This window comes from Mycobacterium sp. SMC-21, assembly GCF_045310825.1.
GTDB lineage: Bacteria > Actinomycetota > Actinomycetes > Mycobacteriales > Mycobacteriaceae > Mycobacterium.
Genome location: NZ_JBJIAO010000016.1, coordinates 82,321 through 103,330, shown reverse-complemented (window position 1 = coordinate 103,330; position 21,010 = coordinate 82,321). Strand labels below are relative to the sequence as shown.

Here is a 21,010-nt window from a genome sequence, read left to right as displayed (position 1 = left end):
TGGGCAACCCGTGACCGAGTACGGAAAACCGTTGTCTGCCACTGCCACACCGATTCCGGGCCTGACCGTCTGGGACCTGCCGGTGCACGGCGACAACCGCGGCTGGTTCAAGGAGAACTGGCAGCGCGAGAAGATGACGGCGCTCGGGCTGCCGGATTTCGGGCCCGTGCAGAACAACATCTCCTTCAACGACGCGGCGGGCACGACCCGCGGCATCCACGCCGAACCGTGGGACAAGTTCGTCTCGGTGGCGACGGGCCGGATCTTCGGCGCCTGGGTCGACCTGCGCGACGGCCCGACGTTCGGCGCGGTGTTCACGGCCGAGCTGGACCCGTCGCGGGCGGTGTTCGTACCCCGCGGGGTCGGCAACGCGTTCCAGACCCTGGCGCCCGACACCGCGTACGTCTACCTCGTCAACGACCACTATTCGCCTGACGCGCAGTATGTTTCGGTGAACCTGGCCGACGAGACGCTGGCCATCGACTGGCCGATTCCGCTCGAACGCGCCGAGCTCTCGGCCAAGGACCGGACGCATCCCCGGCTGGCGGACATCCAACCGGTCGCACCGCGAAAGACGTTGGTACTGGGCGCCAATGGCCAAGTCGGCCGGGCCGTGCGCGCCGAATACGGGGATGACCCCAGCGTCGAGTTCGTCACCCGCGAGCAGGTGGACCTGTCCGGTGACCTCGAGTCGGTGCTGCGCTGGCAGGACTATGACACCGTCATCAACGCCGCCGCGTACACCGCCGTGGACGCGGCCGAGACCCCGAGCGGGCGAGCCGACGCCTGGGCCGTCAACGTCACCGGCGTTGCCGCGCTAGCCCGTATCGCGACCGCCCGCGGCCTCACGCTGGTGCACCTCTCCAGTGACTACGTGTTCGACGGCACCTCTGACTCGCCCTACCGGGAGGACGACCCGATCGGCCCGCTCGGGGTGTACGGCCAGACCAAGGCGGCCGGCGACCAGATCGTCGCGACGGTGCCGCGGCACTACATCCTGCGGACGTCGTGGGTGATCGGGGACGGCCGCAACTTCGTGCGGACCATGGCGTCGCTGGCCGAGCGCGGCGTCGACCCGTCCGTGGTCGACGATCAGGTCGGGCGGCTGACGTTCACCTCCGAGCTGGCCCGGGCGATCCGGCACCTGACCACGACCGGCGCGCCGTACGGGACGTACAACGTCACCGGTTCGGGCCCGGCGATGTCGTGGGCGGACATCGCCCGCCGGGTGTTCGAGCTCTCCGGCCACGATCCGGCGCGGGTGACAGGCGTCAGCACCGAGGCCTACTTCGCCTCGGCGACCGGCGCGGTGGCCCCGCGGCCGCGCAACAGCGTGCTCGACACCCAGAAGCTGGAATCAGCGGGATTCATACCCGAGGCGGCCGAAGACTCGCTGGCGCGCTACCTCGGCCGGTAGCAGGGCGTTCCCGCCAAGCGGACGCTTGCTCGGGTGCCTCGGGGAGTGCCATGTGAAGATGGACGGACTATGAGCTCTACAGATCTCAGCCCGGCATCCCTGCGCGCGGCGTTCGGCCACTTCCCGATCGGTGTCGTCGCCATCGCAGCCCACGTCAACGGCGAGAAGGTCGGCCTGGCCGCCAGCACCTTCGTGCCCGTGTCGCTGGAACCGCCGCTGGTGTCGTTCTGTGTGCAGAACACGTCGACCACCTGGCCGAAGCTCAAGGACCTGCCGGCCCTGGGCATCAGCGTGCTGGGCCAGCAGCACGACGCCGCGGCGCGCACGCTGGCCGCCAAGACCGGTGACCGCTTCGCCGGCATGGAAACCGAGGCACGCGACAACGGTGCGCTGTTCATCCACGGCACCAGCGTGTGGCTCGAGACGTCGATCGATCAGCTGGTCCCCGCCGGCGATCACACCATCGTGGTCCTGGCGATCAGTGACATCGTCATCAACCCCGACGTCGAGCCGATGGTCTTCCACCGCAGCGCATTCCGCCGCCTGGAGGCCTGAGACTCAACCACTGCGCCGTGATGATGCCCGATGCCGCCGCACGGCGTCGCGGTTGGCGCAAGGGTGGCTGCAGTATTTCTGCGTCCCCGGTCGAGTGAAGTCGACGAAGGCGTTCGAGCAGCCGGCCCGTGCACATCTGCGTATCCGGTGCAGGCCCCGGTCAGTGAGGTACTGGGCCGCAGCGGCGCTGGTAGCGCCGGCCAGGGTGGCGGCGAATCCAGCGTCGGGAGCGCGGTAGTGCAGGTGCCAGCCGCTGCCGTCGTGATTGGTGATCGACGGACTGGTCGTATAGCGGTCCAGCAGTTCATTGAGAACGCTCACCCGGTCTTCATCGGTGCGTGCCTCGACCAGCTTTTCCCACTGCTGTAAGAACTCTCGCACGTGACGCAGGTCTTCGGCCGTCGCATCTTGGTCGGTCGGCATCGCCCGGGCGGTCCATCGATCCTGGAGCTCGGCGGGCGTGGATGCGGGCCGGTTGAGCAGGTCGGTCACGTTCTGCAACAGTGGCGCGGTGTAAGGGTTTACACGCACAAGGGCATTACATCAACGTGGCACTGTGCCGTCAACATCCTCCGCATCGAAGTCCAGTCAACGTATCGCCGTGGTCAACCGGCCGGCAGACCGACGCCCGCTGTTGGCATGTTGCGCCGCAACGTTTCTTCTCCTCGTCTACACCACGGTGGTAACGGTCAGTGCCACCACCATCGCTGACGACTTCGGGACCGGATTCACTGTCGCGCAGTGGATCGTCGACGTCTACACGCTCGCCCTCGCCGCCCTGGTCTTGGCCATGGGAACTCTGGGTGACCGGATCGGGCACCGCCGGCTGTTCCTGCTCGCCTTGGCCGCATTTGGCGCCGCGTCATCGGTCTGCGCGCTCGCGGGCTCCGGCGGTCAATTGGTTGCCGCCCGTGCCGCCCAAGGTGTCGGCGGCGCAGCGATATTCGCGACTGCAGTGCCGCTGCTGGCACAGTGCTATGCCGGGCGCGCCCGCGGAATCGCGTTTGCGGTATGGGGCGCGGTGGCCGGCGCGGGCAGCACGGTCGGCACCCTCGCCGGGGGTGCCGTCACCGAATTCGTCAGCTGGCGTTGGTTGTTCGCCGCCGCAGTGCCCGTGTGTGGCATCGCGTTACTCCTCGGCGTTGTCTCACTACCGCGTGAGCACCACCGCGGTGGCCGAGTGGACCTCGCAGGCGCAGCGCTGATCACGGTGGCGATGACCGGGCTCACCTACGCCATGATCAACGCCGGAGAACACGGATGGACCTCGACCGGCACGGCCGCCGGCGCTGCGACAGGTCTGGTGTCTGCCGGCGTGTTCGTCGTGGTTCAACGCCGCGTTGCCAATCCGGTCTTGCCTGCCGGCCTCTTCGCCACCCGCGGCTTCACCGGCGCGCTCGCCGCCTCGTTTGCGTACTATTTCGCCGGTTTCGCGGTATTGCCCGCGCTGTCTCGCTGGCTGCAGGGCACCGCAGGCATGAGCGCACTGCAGGCGGCGCTCATCCTGACCATTCAGCTGGTGGCCTTCATCGCGGTATCGCTAGCCCTCAGCGCCCGTCTGCACGACGCCCCGCCAAGTTGGGTGCTCGGAGGCGGCACGGTCCTGACCGGACTGGCATGTCTGTCGGGCGGCGCCGTCGTCACCCGGCCGGAGTGGACGACGTTCATCGGCGCGCTGGTGGTGTCCGGCGTCGGAGCGGGGATCGTGTCACCCGTGCTGCCCGCCGTCGCCGCAACCTCGGTACCACCGGTTCGTGCCGGAACCGCGGCCGCCGCGGTCAACGCGGCTCGTCAGCTCGGTCTGACCATCGGCGTTGCGCTGTGCGGCGCGCTGGCCGCAACCGGTGACCCGGCCGCCGGCATCTCGACACCTGGCCTGAGCGCGGCGTTCATCGTCGCGGGGCTGGTTGCGATCTGTGGTGGAGCAGTGAGCTTCGGATTGCTCTCCGCCTAGCGCCCGCGTCAGGGCCGGGAGGCCAGCTCCTGGCGATACCCCGCGACCCGCGCCTCGAGTTCAGCGGCGTCGTCAGGCCGCCCTTCCTTGCGGGCCAGTTCGGCGCGCAAGGAGAGCTCGCGGATCGCGGTCCGAATGTCGTTGACGCTGTGCGTTTCTGATTGGCCCATCTGGCTGCCTTTCGTCAAGGATTGGCTGCCCTTCCGAGCGTACGCCGAAACATCGCCGGCCCCGCCGGATCGGCAACCTACCGCCGGAAGAGCTTGTTCCCCAGCCAGACGATCGGGTCGTACTTGCGGTCGGCGACGCGCTCCTTCATCGGGATCAGCGCGTTGTCGGTGATCTTGATGTGCTCGGGGCAGACCTCGGTGCAGCACTTGGTGATGTTGCAGTAACCCAGGCCGAACTCGTCCTGCGCCATGTCCTTGCGGTCGAGGGTGTCCAGAGGATGCATGTCCAGCTCGGCCACCCGCATCAGGAAGCGCGGCCCGGCGAAGGCCTGCTTGTTCTCCTCGTGGTCGCGCACCACGTGGCAGGTGTTCTGGCACAGGAAGCACTCGATGCACTTGCGGAACTCCTGCGACCGCTCGACGTCTTCCTGCTGCATCCGGTACTCGCCGGGCTTGAGGTCCTTCGGCGGCGCGAAAGACGGGATCTGGCGCGCCTTTTCGTAGTTGAACGACACATCGGTGACCAGGTCGCGCATGATCGGGAACGCCCGCAGCGGGGTGATGGTGACGGTCTCGGCCGGATCGAACGTCGACATCCGCGTCATGCACATCAGCCGGGGCCGGCCGTTGACCTCCGCAGAACACGACCCGCACTTGCCGGCCTTGCAGTTCCACCGCACCGCCAGGTCCGGGGCCTGCGTGGCCTGGATGCGGTGGATGATGTCGAGCACCACCTCACCGTCATTGACCTCGACCTTGAAGTCGTCGAGGCCGCCACCGGTGTCGTCCCCGCGCCAGACCCGCAGATTGGCTTGGTAGCTGTTGCTCATCGCTGGCTCCGTTCCGGATGGGCGGCCAATTCGGCGTCGGTGTAGTACTTCTCCAGCTCGGACAGCTCGAAGCAGGCGAGCAGCTCGGCGGGCATCGGCACCTGCTGTTCCGGCGTGACGGTGACGTCGGGGACGATCGGGTCACCCCCACCGGCACTGCACACCAGCAGGATGTTGCGCCAGTCGGCGCTCATCTCCGGGTAGTCGTCGCGGGTGTGGCCGCCGCGGCTCTCGGTGCGGGCCAGCGCGGCCTTGGCCACGCACTCGCTGACCAGCAGCATGTTTCGCATGTCGACGGCCAGGTGCCAACCGGGGTTGAACTGCCGGTGGCCCTCGACGGTGATGTTGTGCATCCGGCGCTTGAGCTCGTCGAGCTTGAGCAGTGCCTGCTCGATCTCCTCCTTGGTGCGGATGATGCCGACCAGGTCGTTCATGGCCTGCTGCAACTCGGTGTGCAGCGTATACGGGTTCTCCGCGCCGACGTGTTCGTCGAACGGCGCCAAGGCTTCCCGCGCCGCCGTGGTCAGTGCGTCATCGGAGACGACCGGCCGCGCGGGCAGCGCCTTGACGTACTGCGCGGCGCCGAGGCCGGCCCGCCGGCCGAACACCAGCAGGTCGCTCAGCGAGTTACCGCCGAGCCGGTTCGAGCCGTGCATACCGCCCGAGCACTCGCCGGCCGCGAACAGGCCGGGCGTGCGGGCCGCACCGGTGTCGGGATCGACCTCGATGCCACCCATGACGTAGTGGCACGTCGGCCCGACTTCCATCTCGTCCTTGGTGATGTCGACCTCGGCCAGCTCCATGAACTGGTGGTACATCGACGGCAGGCGCTTCTTGATCTCCTCGGTGGGGATGCGCGAGGCGATGTCGAGGTAGACGCCGCCGTGCGGGGTGCCGCGGCCGGCCTTGACCTCGGAGTTGATGGCGCGGGCCACCTCGTCGCGCGGCAGCAGGTCAGGGGTGCGGCGTGCGGAGTCGTTGTCCTTGAGCCACTGGTCGGCTTCTTCCTCGGTCTCGGCGTACTGGCCTTTGAACACCGAGGGGATGTAGTCGAACATGAAGCGCTTGCCCTCGGAGTTCTTGAGCACTCCGCCGTCGCCGCGCACGCCCTCGGTGACGAGGATGCCCTTCACCGACGGCGGCCAGACCATGCCCGTCGGGTGGAACTGGATGAACTCCATGTTGATCAGCGTCGCGCCGGCCCGCAGCGCCAGGGCGTGCCCGTCGCCGGTGTATTCCCAGGAGTTCGACGACACCTTGAACGACTTGCCGATGCCGCCGGTGGCCAGCACCACGGCGGGCGCCTCGAACAGCACGAACCGGCCCGACTCGCGCCAGTAGCCGAACGCGCCGGCGATCCGGTCGCCGTCCTTCACCAGCTCGGTGATGGTGCACTCGTGGAACACCTTGATGCGGGCCTCGTAGTCACCCGTCTCGGCGAAATCCTCCTGCTGCAGCGAGACGATCTTCTGCTGCATGGTGCGGATGATCTCCAGGCCGGTGCGGTCACCGACGTGCGCCAGGCGGGGGTAGGTGTGGCCACCGAAGTTGCGCTGGCTGATCCGGCCGTCCTTGGTCCGGTCGAACAGCGCACCATAGGTTTCCAGCTCCCACACGCGGTCCGGTGCTTCGCGGGCGTGCAGCTCGGCCATACGCCAGTTGTTCAGGAACTTGCCGCCGCGCATGGTGTCACCGAAGTGCACCTGCCAGCTGTCCTTGGAGTTCGCGTTGCGCATCGAGGCGGCGCAGCCGCCCTCGGCCATGACGGTGTGGGCCTTGCCGAACAGCGACTTACACACCACCGCCACGCGCAGGCCCTGCTCCCGGGCCTCGATGACCGCACGCAACCCCGCCCCGCCGGCTCCGATTACGACGACGTCGTACTCGTGCCGTTCGAGTTCAGCCATGAAATAACTCCAAATTGTTGTGAATAGCGTTGAAAATCAAGACGTTTGACTCAGCCGACGAATCGCAGGTCGCTGAACCACCCGGCGGACACCGCCATGACGTAGAAGTCGGTGAACATCAGGGTGCCGAGGGTGATCCACGCGTACAGCTTGTGGCGGGTGTTGAGCTTGCTGACCTGCGTCCAGATCCAGTAGCGCACAGGGTGTTTCGAGAAGTGCTTGAGCCGGCCGCCGGTGACGTGCCGGCAGGAGTGGCAGGACACCGTGTAGACCCACAGCATGATGACGTTGCCCAGCAGGATGATGTTGCCGAGCCCGAAGCCGAAACCGCTGGGTGAGTGGAACGCGACGATGGCGTCGTAGGTGTTGATCACCGAGATGATGACCGCGATGTAGAAGAAGTACCGGTGGGTGTTCTGGATGATCAGCGGGAACCGCGTCTCACCGGTGTACTTGGCATGCGGTTCGGCGACGGCGCACGCGGTCGGGGACTGCCACACCGTGCGGTAGTAGGCGCCGCGGTAGTAGTAGCAGGTCAGCCGGAACAGCAGCAGGAACGGCAGGGACAGCGCCGCGAAGGGAATCAGCGACAGCGGTCCGTCGGCCGGCAGAATCTGGGGCCAGAACTCGCTGGCCGCACCACACTTGACGCTCAGACACGGTGAGTAGAACGGCGTCAGGTAGTGGTAGTCCGCGACGTAGAAGTGGTCCCGCTGGAAGGCGCGCACCGTCGCGTAGATGACGAACGCGGCGAAACCCAGGTCGATGAGAATCGGGGATTTGAGCCAGTTGTCGGTCCGCAGGGTGCGCTGCGGTATCTGCGCACGCGTGGGGGAGAAGACGCCGGTCCCGGGGCGGTTGGCGGCGGGTGCGCTCACGAAAGCATCCTCGATTTCGGTTGGGGGCAGGGCCTACCTATGAAGTTGTAGGACGGCGGTGATGGGCACGACGGCCGTCGTGCCCGAGTCGGTCAGCCGCCGACGCCACCGTCGTGGTCGTTCCAGAATTCGCTGGAGTAGTCGTGGTCGGGGATCACGATCTTTTCCTTGGCGTGCTGGGTCTTGATGCCGCGGCTGAATTCCAGCTCTTCGATGTCGATGTCCAGCCGCTCGATGTCGACGGCCAGGCGCTCGGCGTCATTCGCGATGCGGCGGGTGGCGGGGGAGTCCCCGTATTTGGCGGCCAGCGAGCTGACGGACCGGCGCAAACTGCCGATCAACTCGTGCAGTTCGGTGAGCTCAGTGGTGGTGGACATCGGGCGACCTCCTTGGGCTGAAGGGTGTCATAAATCACAGTACGACACCGGATGCTAGTCAGATCCGGAGATGAAAGTGAGACAGGTCACGTTTGTCGCGACGGTGTCGGCATGTCGTGGCAGTGGCTGTCGGTACGGTATGACCATGTCCGACGCGGTTCTGGCGCAGCGCGCCGAAGCACTATTGGCCCTGCACCAGCCGGGAAATCCGGTCGTCCTCCCGACTGTGTGGGACGCCTGGTCGGCGAAGCTCGCGGTGTCGGCCGGGTTCGTCGCGCTGACGGTCGGTAGCCACCCCGTCGCCGACTCGGTGGGCAAGCCCGACGGCGAAGGCATGTCGTTCGACGACCTCACCACGCGCGTCAGCCAGATCACCGCGGCCGTCGACGTGCCGGTGTCGGTCGACATCGAATCCGGTTACGGCGAGGCCCCGAGCCGCCTCATCTCCGGGCTGCTCGCCGCGGGCGCGGTGGGTCTGAACATCGAGGACACCGTGCACAAGGACGGCGGCCGCATCCGCGACGCGCAGGAGCACGCCGACCTGGTCGGTGAATTGCGCAGGGCGGCAGACGCTTCCGGGGTGCACGTCGTGATCAACGCGCGCACCGACCTGTTCCTGCGCCAGATCGGTGACGAGGCCGACCGGTACGAGCGCGCCGTGCAGCGGTTGAAGCTGTGCGCGGCGGCCGGCGCGGATTCCCTGTACCCGGTGGGCCGCCACGATGACGACACCTATCGCCGCCTGGCCGCCGACCTGCCGTTGCCCATCAACGCCATCGCGATCCCGGAGTCCGACGATCCCGCGTCCTTCGGCCCGCTGGGCGTCGGCCGCATCAGCTTCGGGCCGTTCCTGCAGCGCGCTCTGGGTACGGTGGCCGCCGATATTCTGGCGCGGTGGCAGTGAGCGAGCCCGACGGCGCCGAGGAGAACTACGGGTTGTGGTGGGCCGCAGGCGTTGCCGCCGCGATCCTGCTGATCATCCTGATCTACCAGGTGATCCAGACTTCCGAGGAGTCCGAGCAGCCGTCCGGTCCCGTCGGTGACTCTACGGTTTTGACGACGTATCCGACCACCACCAAGCGGACGACGACCCGGACCACCACGACGACGACCACCACCACGACCACAACGACGACGACGACGACGGAAAGCACGTCGGAGACGTCGACGACGGATGACACGACGACGTCCACCAGCACCTACACGCCGTCGAGCACCTCCGGTTACGGGACGACGACCACCACGACCACGATCTACAACCCGTACACCACCCCGACCACCGCCCCGCCTGCCGGCGTCGGGTAGCTCGGAAGCCCAGGTCTGTGACCGGGGCCACTCACTTCACCGGCGTTTGCCGAGGCCTGTGAGAAGAGCGTGACGGTCGATTCACACGCGGCAACACAATCCGCAATATCGGCTTCCTACCTTTTGGGGCATGGACGCGAAGAACCTTGTGGTCGTCGGCCACGGAATGGTCGGGCATCGCCTGGTCGAGGCGCTGCGCTCGCGGGATACCGCGGGCCAATGGCGCATCACCGTGCTGTCCGAAGAAGCGGACGCGGCGTACGACCGCGTCGGGCTGACGGGTTACACCGAGCACTGGGACCGGTCGAAGCTGGCGTTGCCGGGCAACGGGTATGACGGCGACGGCCTGGTCGACCTCGTGCTGGCCGACAAGGTCGGCGGTATCGACCGCGCCACCAAGACGGTGGTGACCGAGTCGGGCCGCGGCATCTCGTACGACAAGTTGGTCCTCGCCACGGGCTCTTACGCTTTCGTGCCGCCGGTGCCCGGCCACCAGCTCGACGGCTGCTTCGTCTACCGCACCCTGGACGACCTGGACGGCATCCGCGCCGCCATGCAGCGGTCGGCCGAACACGGCAACAACACCGGCGTGGTCATCGGTGGTGGTCTGCTCGGTCTGGAAGCGGCGAATGCGTTGCGCCAGTTCGGCATGCAGGCCCACATCGTCGAGCGGGCGCCCCGTCCGATGAACCAGCAGCTCGACGACGCCGGCGGTGCGCTGCTGGCCCGCATGATCGGCAAGCTGGGCATCTCGGTGCACCTGGATGTCGGCACCGACGCCATCGAGCCGCTCGACGAGGGCGTGCGCGTGCTGCTCAGCGACGGCACCCTGATCGACGCCGGCCTGGTCATCTTCGCCGCCGGTGTACGTCCGCGAGACGAACTGGCCCGCGACGCCGGTCTGGACATGGCCGAGCGCGGCGGCGTCCTGACGGACTTGTCGTGCGTGACAAGCGATCCGGACATCTACGCCGTCGGTGAGGTGGCCGCGGTCGAGGGCCGGTGCTACGGCCTGGTCGGTCCCGGTTACACCACGGCCGAGGTGGTCGCCGACCGCCTGCTCGGGGGTGCCGCCGAGTTCCCCGAGGCCGACATGTCGACCAAGCTGAAGCTGCTCGGCGTCGACGTCGCGAGTTTCGGTGACGCGCAGGGCGTCACACCTGACTGCCTGCAGGTCGTGGTCAACGACCCGGTGAAGCAGACCTACGCCAAGCTGGTGCTGTCCGACGATGCCAAGACCCTGCTGGGTGGCATCCTGGTCGGCGATGCGTCGGCGTACGGCGTGCTGCGCCCGATGGTCGGCGAGGCACTGCCCGGTGACCCGCTGGCGCTCATCGCCCCCGCCGGATCCGGCGACGGCGCAAGCGCTCTCGGTGTGGGTGCCCTGCCGGACGCCGCGCAGATCTGCTCGTGCAACAACGTCACCAAGGGCGACCTGTGCGGTGCGATCGAAGGCGGCTGCAGCGACGTCGCCGGCCTGAAGGCCTGCACCAAGGCCGGTACCTCCTGCGGCTCCTGCGTTCCGCTGCTCAAGCAACTGCTGGAAGCCCAGGGCGTCGAGCAGTCCAAGGCGCTGTGCGAGCACTTCCCGCAGTCGCGGGCCGAGCTCTTCGAGATCATCTCGGCCACCGAGATCCGGAAGTTCTCCGGGCTGATCGAGAAGTTCGGCACCGGAAAGGGTTGCGACATCTGCAAACCCGCCATCGCCTCGATCCTGGCGTCGACCAGCAGCGGTCACATCCTCGACGGCGAACAGGCCGCCCTGCAGGACTCCAACGACCACTTCCTGGCCAACATCCAGAAGAACGGCAGCTACTCGGTGGTGCCGCGCGTCCCGGGTGGTGACATCACGCCGGAGCAGTTGATCCTGATCGGTGAGATCGCCAGGGACTTCGGGCTTTACACCAAGATCACCGGTGGCCAGCGGATCGACATGTTCGGTGCGCGGGTGGACCAGCTGCCGGAGATCTGGCGGCGCCTCGTCGACGGCGGCATGGAGTCCGGGCAGGCGTACGGCAAGTCGCTGCGCACCGTCAAGAGCTGCGTCGGCAGCGACTGGTGCCGCTACGGACAACAGGATTCGGTGCAGATGGCCATCGATCTGGAGCTGCGCTACCGCGGACTGCGGTCACCGCACAAGATCAAGATGGGTGTCTCCGGCTGCGCCCGGGAGTGCGCCGAGGCCCGCGGCAAGGACGTCGGCGTCATCGCCACCGAGACCGGCTGGAACCTGTACGTCGGCGGCAACGGCGGCATGACACCCGCCCACGCGCAGCTGCTGGCCGGTGACCTCGACGATGAGACCCTGGTCCGCTACATCGATCGGTTCCTGATGTTCTACATCCGCACCGCGGACCGGCTGCAGCGCACGGCGCCGTGGGTCGACCAGATGGGTCTCGACCACGTCCGTGACGTCGTGTGCAACGACTCTCTCGGCCTGGCAAGCGAATTCGAAGCCGCCATGGAACGGCACGTCGACGGCTACTCCTGCGAGTGGAAGGGCGTGCTGGAGGACAAGGCCAAGCTGACCCAGTTCGTCTCGTTCGTCAACGCGCCTGACGTCGCCGACCCGACCATCGCGTTCACCGAACGCAACGGCCGCAAGGTGCCGATCGGCATGCCCACCGTCCCGCCCGCCAAGAGTTGATCAGGAGGCCACGATGACGCTCAACGACCTTTCCGAAGTTGCTCAGTACCAGGACCGTTCGGAGTGGACCGCGGTCTGCTCGTATCACCGGCTGGTGCCCGGCCGCGGTGCCGGTGTGCTGCTGCCCGACGGCTCGCAGGCCGCGCTGTTCCGCCTGCACGACGGATCGCTGTACGCCGTCGGCAACATCGACCCGTTCTCCGGTGCGGCCGTGATGTCCCGTGGGCTCGTCGGTGACCGCGCCGGCCGGGTCTGCGTGCAGAGCCCCATCAAGAAGCAGGCCTTCGCCCTGGATGACGGTGTCTGCCTTGATGATCCCTCGGTGCGCCTGCCCGTCTACCCGATCCGGGTGTGGGCCGGTCTGGTCGAGATCGGCCCGCTGGGCGTCGACGTGGCAGCCTGATTGCCGCTGGGCATCAGCGCGAGCAGCTGTTGTCCTCGATGGTCTGCAACACCCAGTACGCCGTGAACTCGATGATCAGCGCGATCTCGGCGATCAGCACGGCGTGATTGAAGCCGTCGAGACTCAGGTGCAGCACCACCGCGGTCAGCAAGCTGGCGGCCATCAACAGTGAGATCGTCTGGTACGCGCCACGGTAACGACTTCCACACGCCGGCGCGGTGCCGAAAGCCGAGCTGAACACCGTCAGCACGATGGCGCCGAACATGACGGCCGCGGCGATGCCGTGGGCGTTGATCCGGAACCAGTCCGGGGCCACGATCAGCACCACGACGCCGGTCCCGAGCACCGCGCGCTGCAGCCACCTCGCGGCGGCACCCAGCACGGTGCCGGGCCGCTTGGGCCGGAACAACAACCACGACGCGGCGCGTGAACCGGCGAGCACCACCGTGACCGTCCAGGCGTTGAACAGTACGGCCGACCCCGTCTGCACTGCCACGGGATCAGCTGTGCCGCACTGCAGTACCGGCCGCGTGGTGGGGACGACGGCGATCACGAAGGCCAACACCCCGGCCAGGTTGAGCAGCGTGTTCTCGGTGTCGCTGGCGCCCTGGTAAACGATCAGCATGGCGCCGATGGCGAACAGCACGCCCACGAACACGGCATGCGCGGTGGTGAAGTAGTAGGCGCTGATCGACGTCTGCCAGCACGTGGCGTGCGCGCGCTCGACGGCCAGCGCGGCACCCAACAGCACGGCCATGACCACCATGCCGCCACGGAGAAACCGGTAGGTGTCCAGCGCTACGTCATTGCCCGTCCGCTTGGCCATGTCTCCAGTATGGGCCGCGATATCCCCCACAAATGCGCGGTACCCCTTGCGTTTCCGCCGAAAACCTAGGCGGCCAGCGACAACCGGGCCGTCCGGAACCGGTGTGCCACCAGCTTGGCGACGCCCGGGTGCCGGCCCAACGGGTCGGTCACCACGTCGGCTCCGCACGTGTACAGCCGGTCCTGGAAGAGGCCGTCGGCCAAGAGGTACGACGCGACGGCGACGCGTTCGGCGCCGTGCTTCCGCAGCCGGGCCACCACGTCGCCCACCCAGTGCGTGCCACTGATCGCGAATGCGAGCTCGACGCGGCTGCCCAGCGTCGCCGACAGCATGGCGCACGTCCGGCGCAGGTCACCGGCTGCACGCGGGTCCGAGGTTCCGGCAGCCGCCAGCACCACGGAATCCGATGGGCGCCAGCCCGATTCGATCAGTCGGTCAGCGAGCACCCGGACCATTGCGGTCGAGGGCCCGAGGGCCGGCGTCACCGTGACGTCCCGGTGGCCGCTTTCGGCGATGCCGGCGGGGATGTCCTTGTGGACGTGGTAGCCCGACGACAAGAAGGCCGGGACGACGACGGCGGGTCCGGGCGGCAGCGTCGACAGCACCTCGGCCGGTGTGGGCCCGAGGACGTCGACGAACGCGGTGTGCACGCGACGGTCCAGCAGTCCGCTGACCTGCTCGGCCAGCTCGCCGATCATCGCGACACCCGAGCCCTTGCGGGTGCCGTGGGCGACCAGGACGGGGTTCATCGTGCACCTACCGAGTAGTCATCGACCGCCAGCCGGTAGCCACGCTTCACCACGGTCGCGACGATCTCCTTGTCGCCCAACGTGGTTCGTAGCCGCAGCACCGCGGTCTCGACGGCATGGGTGTCCGACCCGCTGCCCGGCAACGCGGCCAGCAGTTCCTGCCGTGACACCACCGCACCGGGCCGCAGCGCCAGCGCCCGCACGATGGACATCCCGGCCGGCGAGAGGTCCTTGACCACCCCGTCGACCACGACGCAGGTACCACGGATCTCGAGATCGTGTCCGGCGGCCCGCAGCTTTCGGGTCTGCAGCACGGGGAGCTCATCGGCGATGTGGCGCGCGAGCGCACCCAGGCGCATGCGCTCGGGGGCGGACGTCGGCACCCCGAGCCGGGCCAGCGGCCGCGCCGTCACCGGCCCGACGCACATGGCGTGCACCGGGCCCCGAAACGCGTCCAGCACTTGATCATTGATGCCGAGCTCGGTCGCGCGCATCAGGGTCGCCGCCACCGCGGGCGCCGAGGTGAAGCTGACGGCGTCGAGCCGGCGCTCGGCGATATCGCTGACCAGCGAGTCGAATGCACCGCCGGACGGCACCGGCTGCCACCGGTACACCCGGATCGGGACGACGTCGGCGCCGGCGCGGCGTAGCTCATCGAGGAACTCGGGGAACGGGTCCCACTCATCGGTGGCGCCGTGCAGCTGCACGGCGATCCGCATGCCGGCGATACCGCCCTGCAGCAGGTAGCCCAGCACCTCGCGGGACGACTCGGAATCGGGTGACCACTCCTCGGGCAGGCCTGCCGCCCGCAGCGCACCGGTGGCCTTGGGGCCGCGGGAGACGATCCGGGCGCGGCTGAGGGCATCGGTCAGTTCGCCTGACACGCCCCAGTCGTCGGCGGCGGACATCCAGCCGCGGAAGCCGATGCCGGTCGTGGCGATCAGGACGTCGGGCGGCACTTCGAGCAGCGCCTGGGTGTTGGTGCGGAGCTCGTCGTCGTCGGGCAGCGGGACCATCGAGATGGCGGGGGCGGCGATCACCGTCGCGCCGCGGCGGCGCAGCAGGGTGCACAGCTCATCGGCACGTCGTGCGGAGGTCACCGCCACCCGAAATCCGGTGAGCGGGGCCCGTTCGGGATCACTCATGCGTTCAGTGAAGGGACAACGTGTTTCCGGCTGGTTACCCGGCCATTGCTCAGCGGTGTCGCCGCCCCGGAAACGGTGACGTTTATGTCACACGCGGTGCTGAACTGGGCTTTTGTGGGCAGAAACCTCACAAGACCTCACCAGACGTCGCCTTCGCGCCAGTCACACGTGATGTCGGCGGTGGTGTCGACCTCAACCGAGACCGGCAGCACGAACAGCGAATGGTCGTCTTCGGGCGTGCGATTGACGCCGGCGGGCGCCAGCACGGACGTCGTGCCCCGCCACGGCAGCCAGCCGCGTGCGGTGTAGATCGGCCGTCCCGCATCCGAGGAACTGAGCGCCCCGATCTCGTAGGCGCCGCGGATCACCTGCTCGACGGCGTCGAGCACCGCCGTGGCCAGGCCCTGGCCCCGCCAGTCCTCGCGGACCGCAACGGCTTCGACGTAGCCGCACCGCAGCGCGGTGTTGCGGTACATCAGCCGGCGTTGGACGACCGCACCGTGCGCGATGATCGCGCCGTGGCGGCAGACCAGCGCATGCATGCCGCCCAGTGAGTGCTCCCAGTCGGCATCCGAGAAATCGCCGTCGTAGGCGTCGATGACCATCTGCCGGGCGCCCTCCCGGGTCTCGGCATCCAGATCAGCGGTGTGGACCAGTCGCGCCGTGTGAACGTTGTGGACGCGGGAGAGATCCGTGGGGTGCACCCCCTCGTTCTACCAGGATTGCGCAGCCTGCGCTGGTGCCTGTGCGGGTTCAGGCGCCAAACGGATGACGCGGCCTGGACCAGTGCATGCGCACGTGCTGACCGGGCCGGATCTGCCCCACTTTGTCGATGTCGTGGTCGGCGACGACACCGATCACCGGGTACCCGCCGGTGACCGGATGGTCGGGGCCGAGGATCACCGGTAAACCGTTGGGCGGCACCTGAATTGCGCCCCGTGTCGCGCCCTCGCTGGGCAGCTGGCGGTCCGGCCAGCGGTGCTGCAGGGGCCGGCCGTTCAGCCGCATGCCGACGCGGTCGCTGCGATCGGTGACGATCCACTCCGTGTGCACCAGGGCGTCGGGGTCGACGAACCAGTCATCACGCGGGCCGGGCACCACCAGCAGCTCCAGCAGGTCCTCGGCGATGGCCGCCACGGGCGCCTGATCCAGCTCCGGGAACTCCGCGGTGTGCGCACCGATGGTCAGCATGTCGCCGACCTGCAGCGGCCGCGGGCCGATCGCGGACATCACGTCGTAGCTGCGGGAGCCGAGCACCGGGTCGACGACGAAGCCGCCGCGGACCGCGACGTAACTGCGCAGACCGGTGTGGGGCGCACCCAGGGAGATCACCTCGCCGTCGTGCGCGTAGTGGATGCTGTTGGTGCCGAACGGGATTCCGTTCGCGGAGGGATCGGCGTCGGCGCCGGTGACGGCCACCGCCACGCCCTCTTTCCCGCCGCCATGGACCCGGGCAGAAAAGCCACCGAACGTCACCTCGATGGTGGCGCGGTCGTTGGGGTTGGCCACCAGCCGGTTGGCCAGCGTGTGTGAGCGGCGATCGGCCGCGCCCGAGCGGCTGACGCCCATGTGGGCCAGGCCGGGCCGGCCCAGGTCCTCGACGAGCGCGAGCGGGCCGGTCTTGAGGATTTCGAGTGTTGCGGTCATGGTCGCGCTCCTAACCGATTGCCCGGAACTGCACGTGCATGCCCGGAATCAGCAACGCCGGCTGCTCCCGTTCGAGGTCCCACAACGTGGCGTCGGTACGGCCGATCAACTGCCAGCCGCCCGGGGTCTCGCGCGGGTAGACGCCGCCGAACTCACCGGCGAGGGCCACCGAGCCCGCCGGCACGCGCGTGCGCGGCTCGCTGCGGCGCGGCACCTGGAGTCGCTCGTCGCCACCGACCAGATAGGCGAAGCCCGGCGTGAAACCGCCGAATGCGACGCGCCACAGCGACCCGGTATGGGCGGCGATCACCTCGTCGGAGGTCAGCCCGGTCAGCTTGGCGACCTCGTCGAGATCGGTGCCGTCGTACACGACGTCGATGGTCACGTCGGCCTGCTGCGGGGCGCTGGCCTCGGTGTTGTCGATTTCGCCGAGGCGGAGCTTGGACAGCCGCTGTGCGGTGGGAATCTGATATCGCGGTGCGGCGAGCTTGATCAGGATGGTCCGCGACGCCGGCACGATGTCGAGCACGCCGGGCAAACCCGCCGTGCGCAGCGTGTCGGTCCACGCCAGGACCTCGGCGGTGCTGTTGAATTCCAGGAGCAGCGCCTGGTCGCCATAGTCGCGGACGGTGCCGAGCATCGTCATGTCAACTTTGTCCACTGTGACGGTCATCACTCCAACCTACCCGCGAGTAGCCGGTAATTAACGCGTCCTTACGCACTCGCCAGAAGAGCCTTAACAACCGCTCAGACAGCAAATTCGTACGTTGGTTCGTGCCGCTTGATGTAGCTGATCACCCGGTACGTCACCGGCAGGAAGATCACCTCGACGGCGGTCTTGTACAGCCAGCCCTGGCCGGTGTAGACGACGAAGTCGTGGAGGGTGCTGATGCCGATGGCGTTGGCGGCGATGGCGCAGAACACCAGCGTGTCACCGAGCTGCCCGGCGAACGTCGAGCCGACCAGGCGAGCCCACAGGTGCTTCTCCTTGGTGCGTTCCTTGATGGCCACCACGACCCACGCATTGATCGTCTGCCCGACGATGAAGCCGGCGAGCCCGGCGATGATCAGCTGCGTGTAGGAGTGCACGACGTTCTCGAAGTGCGCCTGGTTCGGGTAGAAGTCCGCGGCCGGCAGGTAGATCGTCGCCCAGAAGGTCAGGGCGGCAAGGATATTCATGGCGAAGCCGAGATAGATCGCCCGCCGCGCGGCCTTGAAGCCGTACACCTCGGACAGCACGTCACCGATGATGTAGGTGAGCGGAAAGACGATGAAGCCGCCGTCGGTGATGATCGGCCCGAAGGCCACGCCCTTGGTGGCGGTGACGTTCGAAATGATCACCAGGGCCGTGAACACCGCGATCAGGATCGGATAGTAGGCCGATCCGACCTGCGCGAAGCGGGCGTGCTGGTCGGGGCGCTCGGCGACGGTCACGTCGAACATCTTGGCAGGCAGAGCTGCGAGTGCAACCTCAGGCCAGCGCGGCGGTCAGCAGGGGTGGCAGCTGATCGGCCACGGCGGGGTAGGACAGCACCGAGGCGAATGTGATGGCCGCGGACAAATCCTTGTTGGGGAAGACGATCCGGTTGGACTTGGCCTGGCTCAGTTGTGCGATGGTCGGGTCGGCCAGCACCGCGGGCCGCTGTTCGTCGGCGTCGAGCGTCCAGATCAGCACGTCGGCGTCGCGGAACGCCGTGGCGATCTGGTCGCGGGGCACGAAGGCGTGTTGCCCCTTGGTGAACGAGTCGAGTCCGCCCGGCAGGGCGATGCCCATCTCGGTGAGGAAGTCGGTGCGCCAGCCCGCCGGTGTGATCTCGACGCCGTCCGCAGTCGGAAGACCGTTGACGATCAACATCTTTCGGCCACCGAGCCGCGGGTTGGCCTGCCCTGCGCCGGCGAACTTCGCATCGACGCCGTCGATGAGTCGCTTCATGTCGTCGGCCTTGAAGACGGCCTGCCCGATGACGGTGGCCTGTTCTTTCCAGGGCTCGAAGAAGGCGTCCTGGCCGGACTGGGCGATCGTCGGGGCGACCGCCGAGAGCTTCTTGTAGGTGTCGGCGTCCAGTCCCGCGTTGGTGGCGATGATGAGGTCGGGCTTCAGCGCGGAGATCTTGTCCACCTGGATGCCGTCGTTGAGGTTCAGGACGACCGGCTGGGCCGGGCCGAGCGCGGGCTGCGCCCACGGCCACACGGCGAATGGCTGATTCCCGAACCACTCGGTCACCGCGATCGGGACGACGCCGACGGCCAGCAGGTCGTCCTGCCCGGTGAGGCCCGCGCACACGACACTCTTCGGCGGCGCCGGAATGCGGGTGGATCCGAACGCGTGATTGATCGTCACCGACCCGTCGCCGGCGACGGTGCCCGAGGCCGGCGGCTTGGAGCATGCGGCGACCATCGCGGCACCGGCCGCACCGACGGCCAGTGCCAGGAAATTACGGCGCGAGCGGTTCGGGTACACGTCGTGAGTCTTGCATCTGCCTCGCGGAATGGCTCTGCTAACACGCGAACGCACCCGGGGCGGCTGGTGTGTGACGCGCCAGGATGCCGTTACCGACCGAATTCCCGGGATGGTTTGCCGACAACGTAAATATCGATGGCGGGGAAGCTGCGTGCCGATGGGGAAGGGTAAACATACCCTAGGTATGTACCTTATTGGACTATTAGCTGGGCGCGCGTGTGCCGTGGCCCGCCAAACTTTCGGTGGCCAGGTGCTTTCGCGGGCGGGTATCCCAAAAATGGCAGTTAAATGCCGATATGTAACACACGTTTCCCCTGGGGCAGGTGGTCCAGTCGTTACCCGTGGTTTGGCGCATTGGGTTAGCGAGAACCGCGCAATGTCAGTCGTTTGACGTATCGTCGGGCCGCCTGTGGCCATGCTCTAATGGGAACGGACGTCGTTCTTCGGCGGACAAGAGGAATTTGCTGGGAGGCTGCTATGACGATCGATTCGAGCGGGCTGCGCGGCTCGCGGCGACATAGTCGGGCCGAGGTGCGTCAGGGGCTCGGTTCGAAGCGACCGGAGCGCGTCGTCACCCGGCATCTCCCCGAATTGCTCATCGGAATGCGGTGGTTGTTCGACACGGCCCAACCGGACGGCGCGATGGTGAGCGCGGGCGGTCAGATCGTGCGTTCCGGCCGGCGGACGTTGCGGTTCCGGCCGGTCGACTGGCAGGGCCACGCCGTGATCGAGATCGTCGGCCCGGCCGCCGCCGGCGACCCCTCGCCGCGCGCCGAGTTGGAGGCGTACGTCCAGGCTCTCGACGACATGGGTGAAGACGTGGTGGCCAGCTGGATCGGGCGCCGCGGCCAGGTGCGCAGCATCGCTTTGGCCCGTCCCGTGCATCCGACGCTTCGTGCCGCGGTCGACCGTTATGTGGCCGGCTGCGCCGAGCATCCCGGTCAGCAGTGCGCGTGTGGCCGCAGGGCCCGTGACTGCAGCGTGTCGCTGCGCGCGGTGGAGCGGGCGGTGGGCCGTCATCAGGTGGAGTTCGACGCCCTCGCCGGGCCGTGGCCCGATGCGCTGGACCCGTCGGGAGAGCTCGGTCTGGTCGCCGCCGGAATGGTGCCGCAGGTCGCCGAACAAAAAGTGGCCGGAAGCGCCGTCTGACCGTTTCGCCGGTATTACGGCTATAGGTCGTTAAAGCTTCATTTCCCGTTCGGTTATCGCAATGCCCGAACAATCTTTATTATTCCGTTACGGACACTGCGGGGGCGGTGCCCGGCATTAATTGACGGAAGCGTCTTATATGGCGGCGGGAGGTGTCGTTGCGATGACTGCGCGCGTGATCACCGGTCAGTTGTTGGCGGCTCTGGCGGTGGCTGCGTCAGGCCTTTCTGCCCCCGCATCGGCTGACGTCGGAACGGGCCAGATGGCGGCCTGCGCCGAACGGGGCAACCCGCTCGACTGCGTGCCGACGAATGCCGCTGCCAACGCAGCGGAGCTCGCCTATCTCACCGAGCTGCACGGCCGCATGCAGAGCAGCGATGCCGATCTGCTCAAGACTGGGCGCCTGACCTGCAATATGTTCGTGTACGCCGGTCAGCCGACCGGCGACGCCGTCAACGACATCTCCAAGTCCCTGAAGGTGAACAAGGCCTCCGCGACTTTCGTGATGGATATGGCGATGGTGCATCTGTGCCCCGGTTTGAACATCGGCGCCGACGGAGTGCCGCGCCCTCGCTATTGAGATGGCAGTG

At 67.6% G+C, this 21,010-nt stretch carries 23 protein-coding genes; 9 read left to right on the top strand and 14 right to left on the bottom strand.

Translation table 11 applies throughout. The features are described from left to right. Positions 1-10 precede the first annotated feature (10 nt). Complete coding sequence (locus ACJH6H_RS17215; protein ID WP_406775413.1) at positions 11-1,417, top strand: sugar nucleotide-binding protein; 1,407 nt, start codon at positions 11-13, stop codon at positions 1,415-1,417. A 69-nt stretch (positions 1,418-1,486) separates the two neighbouring features. Then, entirely contained in the window at positions 1,487-1,972 is a 486-nt protein-coding gene (locus ACJH6H_RS17210; RefSeq protein WP_406775412.1) for a flavin reductase family protein, read from the top strand. Between the two features lie 3 nt (positions 1,973-1,975). Here the strand turns inward: ACJH6H_RS17210 and ACJH6H_RS17205 are convergent, their stop codons facing one another. Then, on the bottom strand, positions 1,976-2,464 hold the full coding sequence (locus tag ACJH6H_RS17205; RefSeq protein ID WP_406775411.1) for a CGNR zinc finger domain-containing protein: 489 nt from the start codon (positions 2,462-2,464) through the stop codon (positions 1,976-1,978). Between the two features lie 64 nt (positions 2,465-2,528). Here ACJH6H_RS17205 and ACJH6H_RS17200 point away from each other — a divergent pair, with 64 nt between their 5' ends. Next, positions 2,529-3,926, top strand: a complete 1,398-nt coding sequence (locus ACJH6H_RS17200) for an MFS transporter (RefSeq protein WP_406775410.1) — start codon at positions 2,529-2,531, stop codon at positions 3,924-3,926. Positions 3,927-3,934: 8 nt separating this feature from the next. Here the strand turns inward: ACJH6H_RS17200 and ACJH6H_RS17195 are convergent, their stop codons facing one another. The 5 genes from ACJH6H_RS17195 to ACJH6H_RS17175 all read right to left on the bottom strand — a co-directional run bounded on the left by ACJH6H_RS17195 (position 3,935) and on the right by ACJH6H_RS17175 (position 8,088). Next, positions 3,935-4,096: a hypothetical protein gene (locus ACJH6H_RS17195; RefSeq protein ID WP_166427982.1), complete on the bottom strand. Its 162-nt coding sequence runs from the start codon at positions 4,094-4,096 to the stop codon at positions 3,935-3,937. Positions 4,097-4,173: 77 nt separating this feature from the next. After that, complete coding sequence (locus ACJH6H_RS17190) at positions 4,174-4,926, bottom strand: succinate dehydrogenase/fumarate reductase iron-sulfur subunit (RefSeq protein WP_029121197.1); 753 nt, start codon at positions 4,924-4,926, stop codon at positions 4,174-4,176. Next, positions 4,923-6,833 carry a fumarate reductase/succinate dehydrogenase flavoprotein subunit gene (locus tag ACJH6H_RS17185; protein ID WP_212808005.1) on the bottom strand — a complete coding sequence of 637 codons (1,911 nt, stop codon included), beginning with the start codon at positions 6,831-6,833 and terminating at the stop codon, positions 4,923-4,925. The genes ACJH6H_RS17190 and ACJH6H_RS17185 overlap by 4 nt, the downstream gene beginning before the upstream one ends. 50 nt (positions 6,834-6,883) lie before the next feature. Further along, on the bottom strand, positions 6,884-7,711 hold the full coding sequence (locus ACJH6H_RS17180) for a hypothetical protein (protein WP_064986059.1): 828 nt from the start codon (positions 7,709-7,711) through the stop codon (positions 6,884-6,886). A gap of 92 nt (positions 7,712-7,803) precedes the next feature. Next, positions 7,804-8,088 carry a hypothetical protein gene (locus tag ACJH6H_RS17175; RefSeq protein ID WP_064986061.1) on the bottom strand — a complete coding sequence of 95 codons (285 nt, stop codon included), beginning with the start codon at positions 8,086-8,088 and terminating at the stop codon, positions 7,804-7,806. Positions 8,089-8,233: 145 nt separating this feature from the next. Between ACJH6H_RS17175 and ACJH6H_RS17170 the strand changes: the two genes are divergently transcribed. From ACJH6H_RS17170 to nirD, 4 genes are all read left to right on the top strand, one after another. Then, complete coding sequence (locus ACJH6H_RS17170) at positions 8,234-8,992, top strand: isocitrate lyase/phosphoenolpyruvate mutase family protein (protein WP_029105699.1); 759 nt, start codon at positions 8,234-8,236, stop codon at positions 8,990-8,992. After that, positions 8,983-9,393, top strand: coding sequence for a hypothetical protein (locus tag ACJH6H_RS17165; RefSeq protein WP_406775409.1), 411 nt, complete (start codon positions 8,983-8,985; stop codon positions 9,391-9,393). The genes ACJH6H_RS17170 and ACJH6H_RS17165 overlap by 10 nt, the downstream gene beginning before the upstream one ends. Positions 9,394-9,523: 130 nt before the next feature. Next, positions 9,524-12,040, top strand: coding sequence for a nitrite reductase large subunit NirB (gene nirB, locus ACJH6H_RS17160; protein ID WP_212808007.1), 2,517 nt, complete (start codon positions 9,524-9,526; stop codon positions 12,038-12,040). A gap of 13 nt (positions 12,041-12,053) precedes the next feature. Beyond that, positions 12,054-12,443 carry a nitrite reductase small subunit NirD gene (gene nirD / locus ACJH6H_RS17155; protein WP_212808008.1) on the top strand — a complete coding sequence of 130 codons (390 nt, stop codon included), beginning with the start codon at positions 12,054-12,056 and terminating at the stop codon, positions 12,441-12,443. A 13-nt stretch (positions 12,444-12,456) separates the two neighbouring features. Here nirD and ACJH6H_RS17150 read toward each other — a convergent pair whose 3' ends face one another. From ACJH6H_RS17150 to ACJH6H_RS17115, 8 genes are all read right to left on the bottom strand, one after another. Then, positions 12,457-13,269 carry a hypothetical protein gene (locus tag ACJH6H_RS17150; protein ID WP_212808009.1) on the bottom strand — a complete coding sequence of 271 codons (813 nt, stop codon included), beginning with the start codon at positions 13,267-13,269 and terminating at the stop codon, positions 12,457-12,459. A gap of 65 nt (positions 13,270-13,334) precedes the next feature. Further along, positions 13,335-14,018 carry a sirohydrochlorin chelatase gene (locus ACJH6H_RS17145; protein WP_133425856.1) on the bottom strand — a complete coding sequence of 228 codons (684 nt, stop codon included), beginning with the start codon at positions 14,016-14,018 and terminating at the stop codon, positions 13,335-13,337. Then, positions 14,015-15,163: a uroporphyrinogen-III synthase gene (locus ACJH6H_RS17140; protein ID WP_133425857.1), complete on the bottom strand. Its 1,149-nt coding sequence runs from the start codon at positions 15,161-15,163 to the stop codon at positions 14,015-14,017. The genes ACJH6H_RS17145 and ACJH6H_RS17140 overlap by 4 nt, the downstream gene beginning before the upstream one ends. A gap of 137 nt (positions 15,164-15,300) precedes the next feature. After that, positions 15,301-15,867 carry a GNAT family N-acetyltransferase gene (locus tag ACJH6H_RS17135; RefSeq protein WP_133425858.1) on the bottom strand — a complete coding sequence of 189 codons (567 nt, stop codon included), beginning with the start codon at positions 15,865-15,867 and terminating at the stop codon, positions 15,301-15,303. Between the two features lie 49 nt (positions 15,868-15,916). Continuing rightward, positions 15,917-16,810 (bottom strand): 5-oxoprolinase/urea amidolyase family protein, encoded by an 894-nt coding sequence (locus tag ACJH6H_RS17130; RefSeq protein WP_133425859.1) that lies wholly within the window; start codon positions 16,808-16,810, stop codon positions 15,917-15,919. Positions 16,811-16,820: 10 nt separating this feature from the next. After that, a complete protein-coding gene (locus ACJH6H_RS17125) occupies positions 16,821-17,483 on the bottom strand; it encodes an allophanate hydrolase subunit 1 (protein WP_212808010.1) in 663 nt (220 codons plus the stop codon). A 74-nt stretch (positions 17,484-17,557) separates the two neighbouring features. Then, positions 17,558-18,253 carry a queuosine precursor transporter gene (locus ACJH6H_RS17120; protein WP_133425861.1) on the bottom strand — a complete coding sequence of 232 codons (696 nt, stop codon included), beginning with the start codon at positions 18,251-18,253 and terminating at the stop codon, positions 17,558-17,560. A 28-nt stretch (positions 18,254-18,281) separates the two neighbouring features. Then, positions 18,282-19,271, bottom strand: a complete 990-nt coding sequence (locus ACJH6H_RS17115; protein ID WP_212808011.1) for an ABC transporter substrate-binding protein — start codon at positions 19,269-19,271, stop codon at positions 18,282-18,284. A gap of 477 nt (positions 19,272-19,748) precedes the next feature. On the opposite strand from ACJH6H_RS17115, the gene ACJH6H_RS17110 reads away from it, so the two are divergent. Further along, on the top strand, positions 19,749-20,420 hold the full coding sequence (locus ACJH6H_RS17110; RefSeq protein WP_133425863.1) for a hypothetical protein: 672 nt from the start codon (positions 19,749-19,751) through the stop codon (positions 20,418-20,420). Between the two features lie 163 nt (positions 20,421-20,583). Continuing rightward, positions 20,584-21,000 (top strand): DUF732 domain-containing protein, encoded by a 417-nt coding sequence (locus ACJH6H_RS17105; protein ID WP_212808012.1) that lies wholly within the window; start codon positions 20,584-20,586, stop codon positions 20,998-21,000. Positions 21,001-21,010 lie beyond the last annotated feature (10 nt).

Bases quoted from the DNA above. Each gene is read 5' to 3' on its own strand.
- ACJH6H_RS17140 (WP_133425857.1), bottom strand. From the start codon at position 15,163: ATGAGTGATCCCGAACGGGCCCCGCTCACCGGATTTCGGGTGGCGGTG.
- ACJH6H_RS17110 (WP_133425863.1), top strand. From the start codon at position 19,749: ATGACGATCGATTCGAGCGGGCTGCGCGGCTCGCGGCGACATAGTCGG.
- ACJH6H_RS17175 (WP_064986061.1), bottom strand. From the start codon at position 8,088: ATGTCCACCACCACTGAGCTCACCGAACTGCACGAGTTGATCGGCAGT.
- ACJH6H_RS17120 (WP_133425861.1), bottom strand. From the start codon at position 18,253: ATGTTCGACGTGACCGTCGCCGAGCGCCCCGACCAGCACGCCCGCTTC.
- ACJH6H_RS17150 (WP_212808009.1), bottom strand. From the start codon at position 13,269: ATGGCCAAGCGGACGGGCAATGACGTAGCGCTGGACACCTACCGGTTT.
- ACJH6H_RS17145 (WP_133425856.1), bottom strand. From the start codon at position 14,018: ATGAACCCCGTCCTGGTCGCCCACGGCACCCGCAAGGGCTCGGGTGTC.
- ACJH6H_RS17125 (WP_212808010.1), bottom strand. From the start codon at position 17,483: ATGACCGTCACAGTGGACAAAGTTGACATGACGATGCTCGGCACCGTC.
- ACJH6H_RS17195 (WP_166427982.1), bottom strand. From the start codon at position 4,096: ATGGGCCAATCAGAAACGCACAGCGTCAACGACATTCGGACCGCGATC.
- ACJH6H_RS17170 (WP_029105699.1), top strand. From the start codon at position 8,234: ATGTCCGACGCGGTTCTGGCGCAGCGCGCCGAAGCACTATTGGCCCTG.
- ACJH6H_RS17105 (WP_212808012.1), top strand. From the start codon at position 20,584: ATGACTGCGCGCGTGATCACCGGTCAGTTGTTGGCGGCTCTGGCGGTG.
- ACJH6H_RS17210 (WP_406775412.1), top strand. From the start codon at position 1,487: ATGAGCTCTACAGATCTCAGCCCGGCATCCCTGCGCGCGGCGTTCGGC.
- nirD (WP_212808008.1), top strand. From the start codon at position 12,054: ATGACGCTCAACGACCTTTCCGAAGTTGCTCAGTACCAGGACCGTTCG.
- ACJH6H_RS17185 (WP_212808005.1), bottom strand. From the start codon at position 6,833: ATGGCTGAACTCGAACGGCACGAGTACGACGTCGTCGTAATCGGAGCC.
- ACJH6H_RS17190 (WP_029121197.1), bottom strand. From the start codon at position 4,926: ATGAGCAACAGCTACCAAGCCAATCTGCGGGTCTGGCGCGGGGACGAC.
- ACJH6H_RS17130 (WP_133425859.1), bottom strand. From the start codon at position 16,810: ATGACCGCAACACTCGAAATCCTCAAGACCGGCCCGCTCGCGCTCGTC.
- nirB (WP_212808007.1), top strand. From the start codon at position 9,524: ATGGACGCGAAGAACCTTGTGGTCGTCGGCCACGGAATGGTCGGGCAT.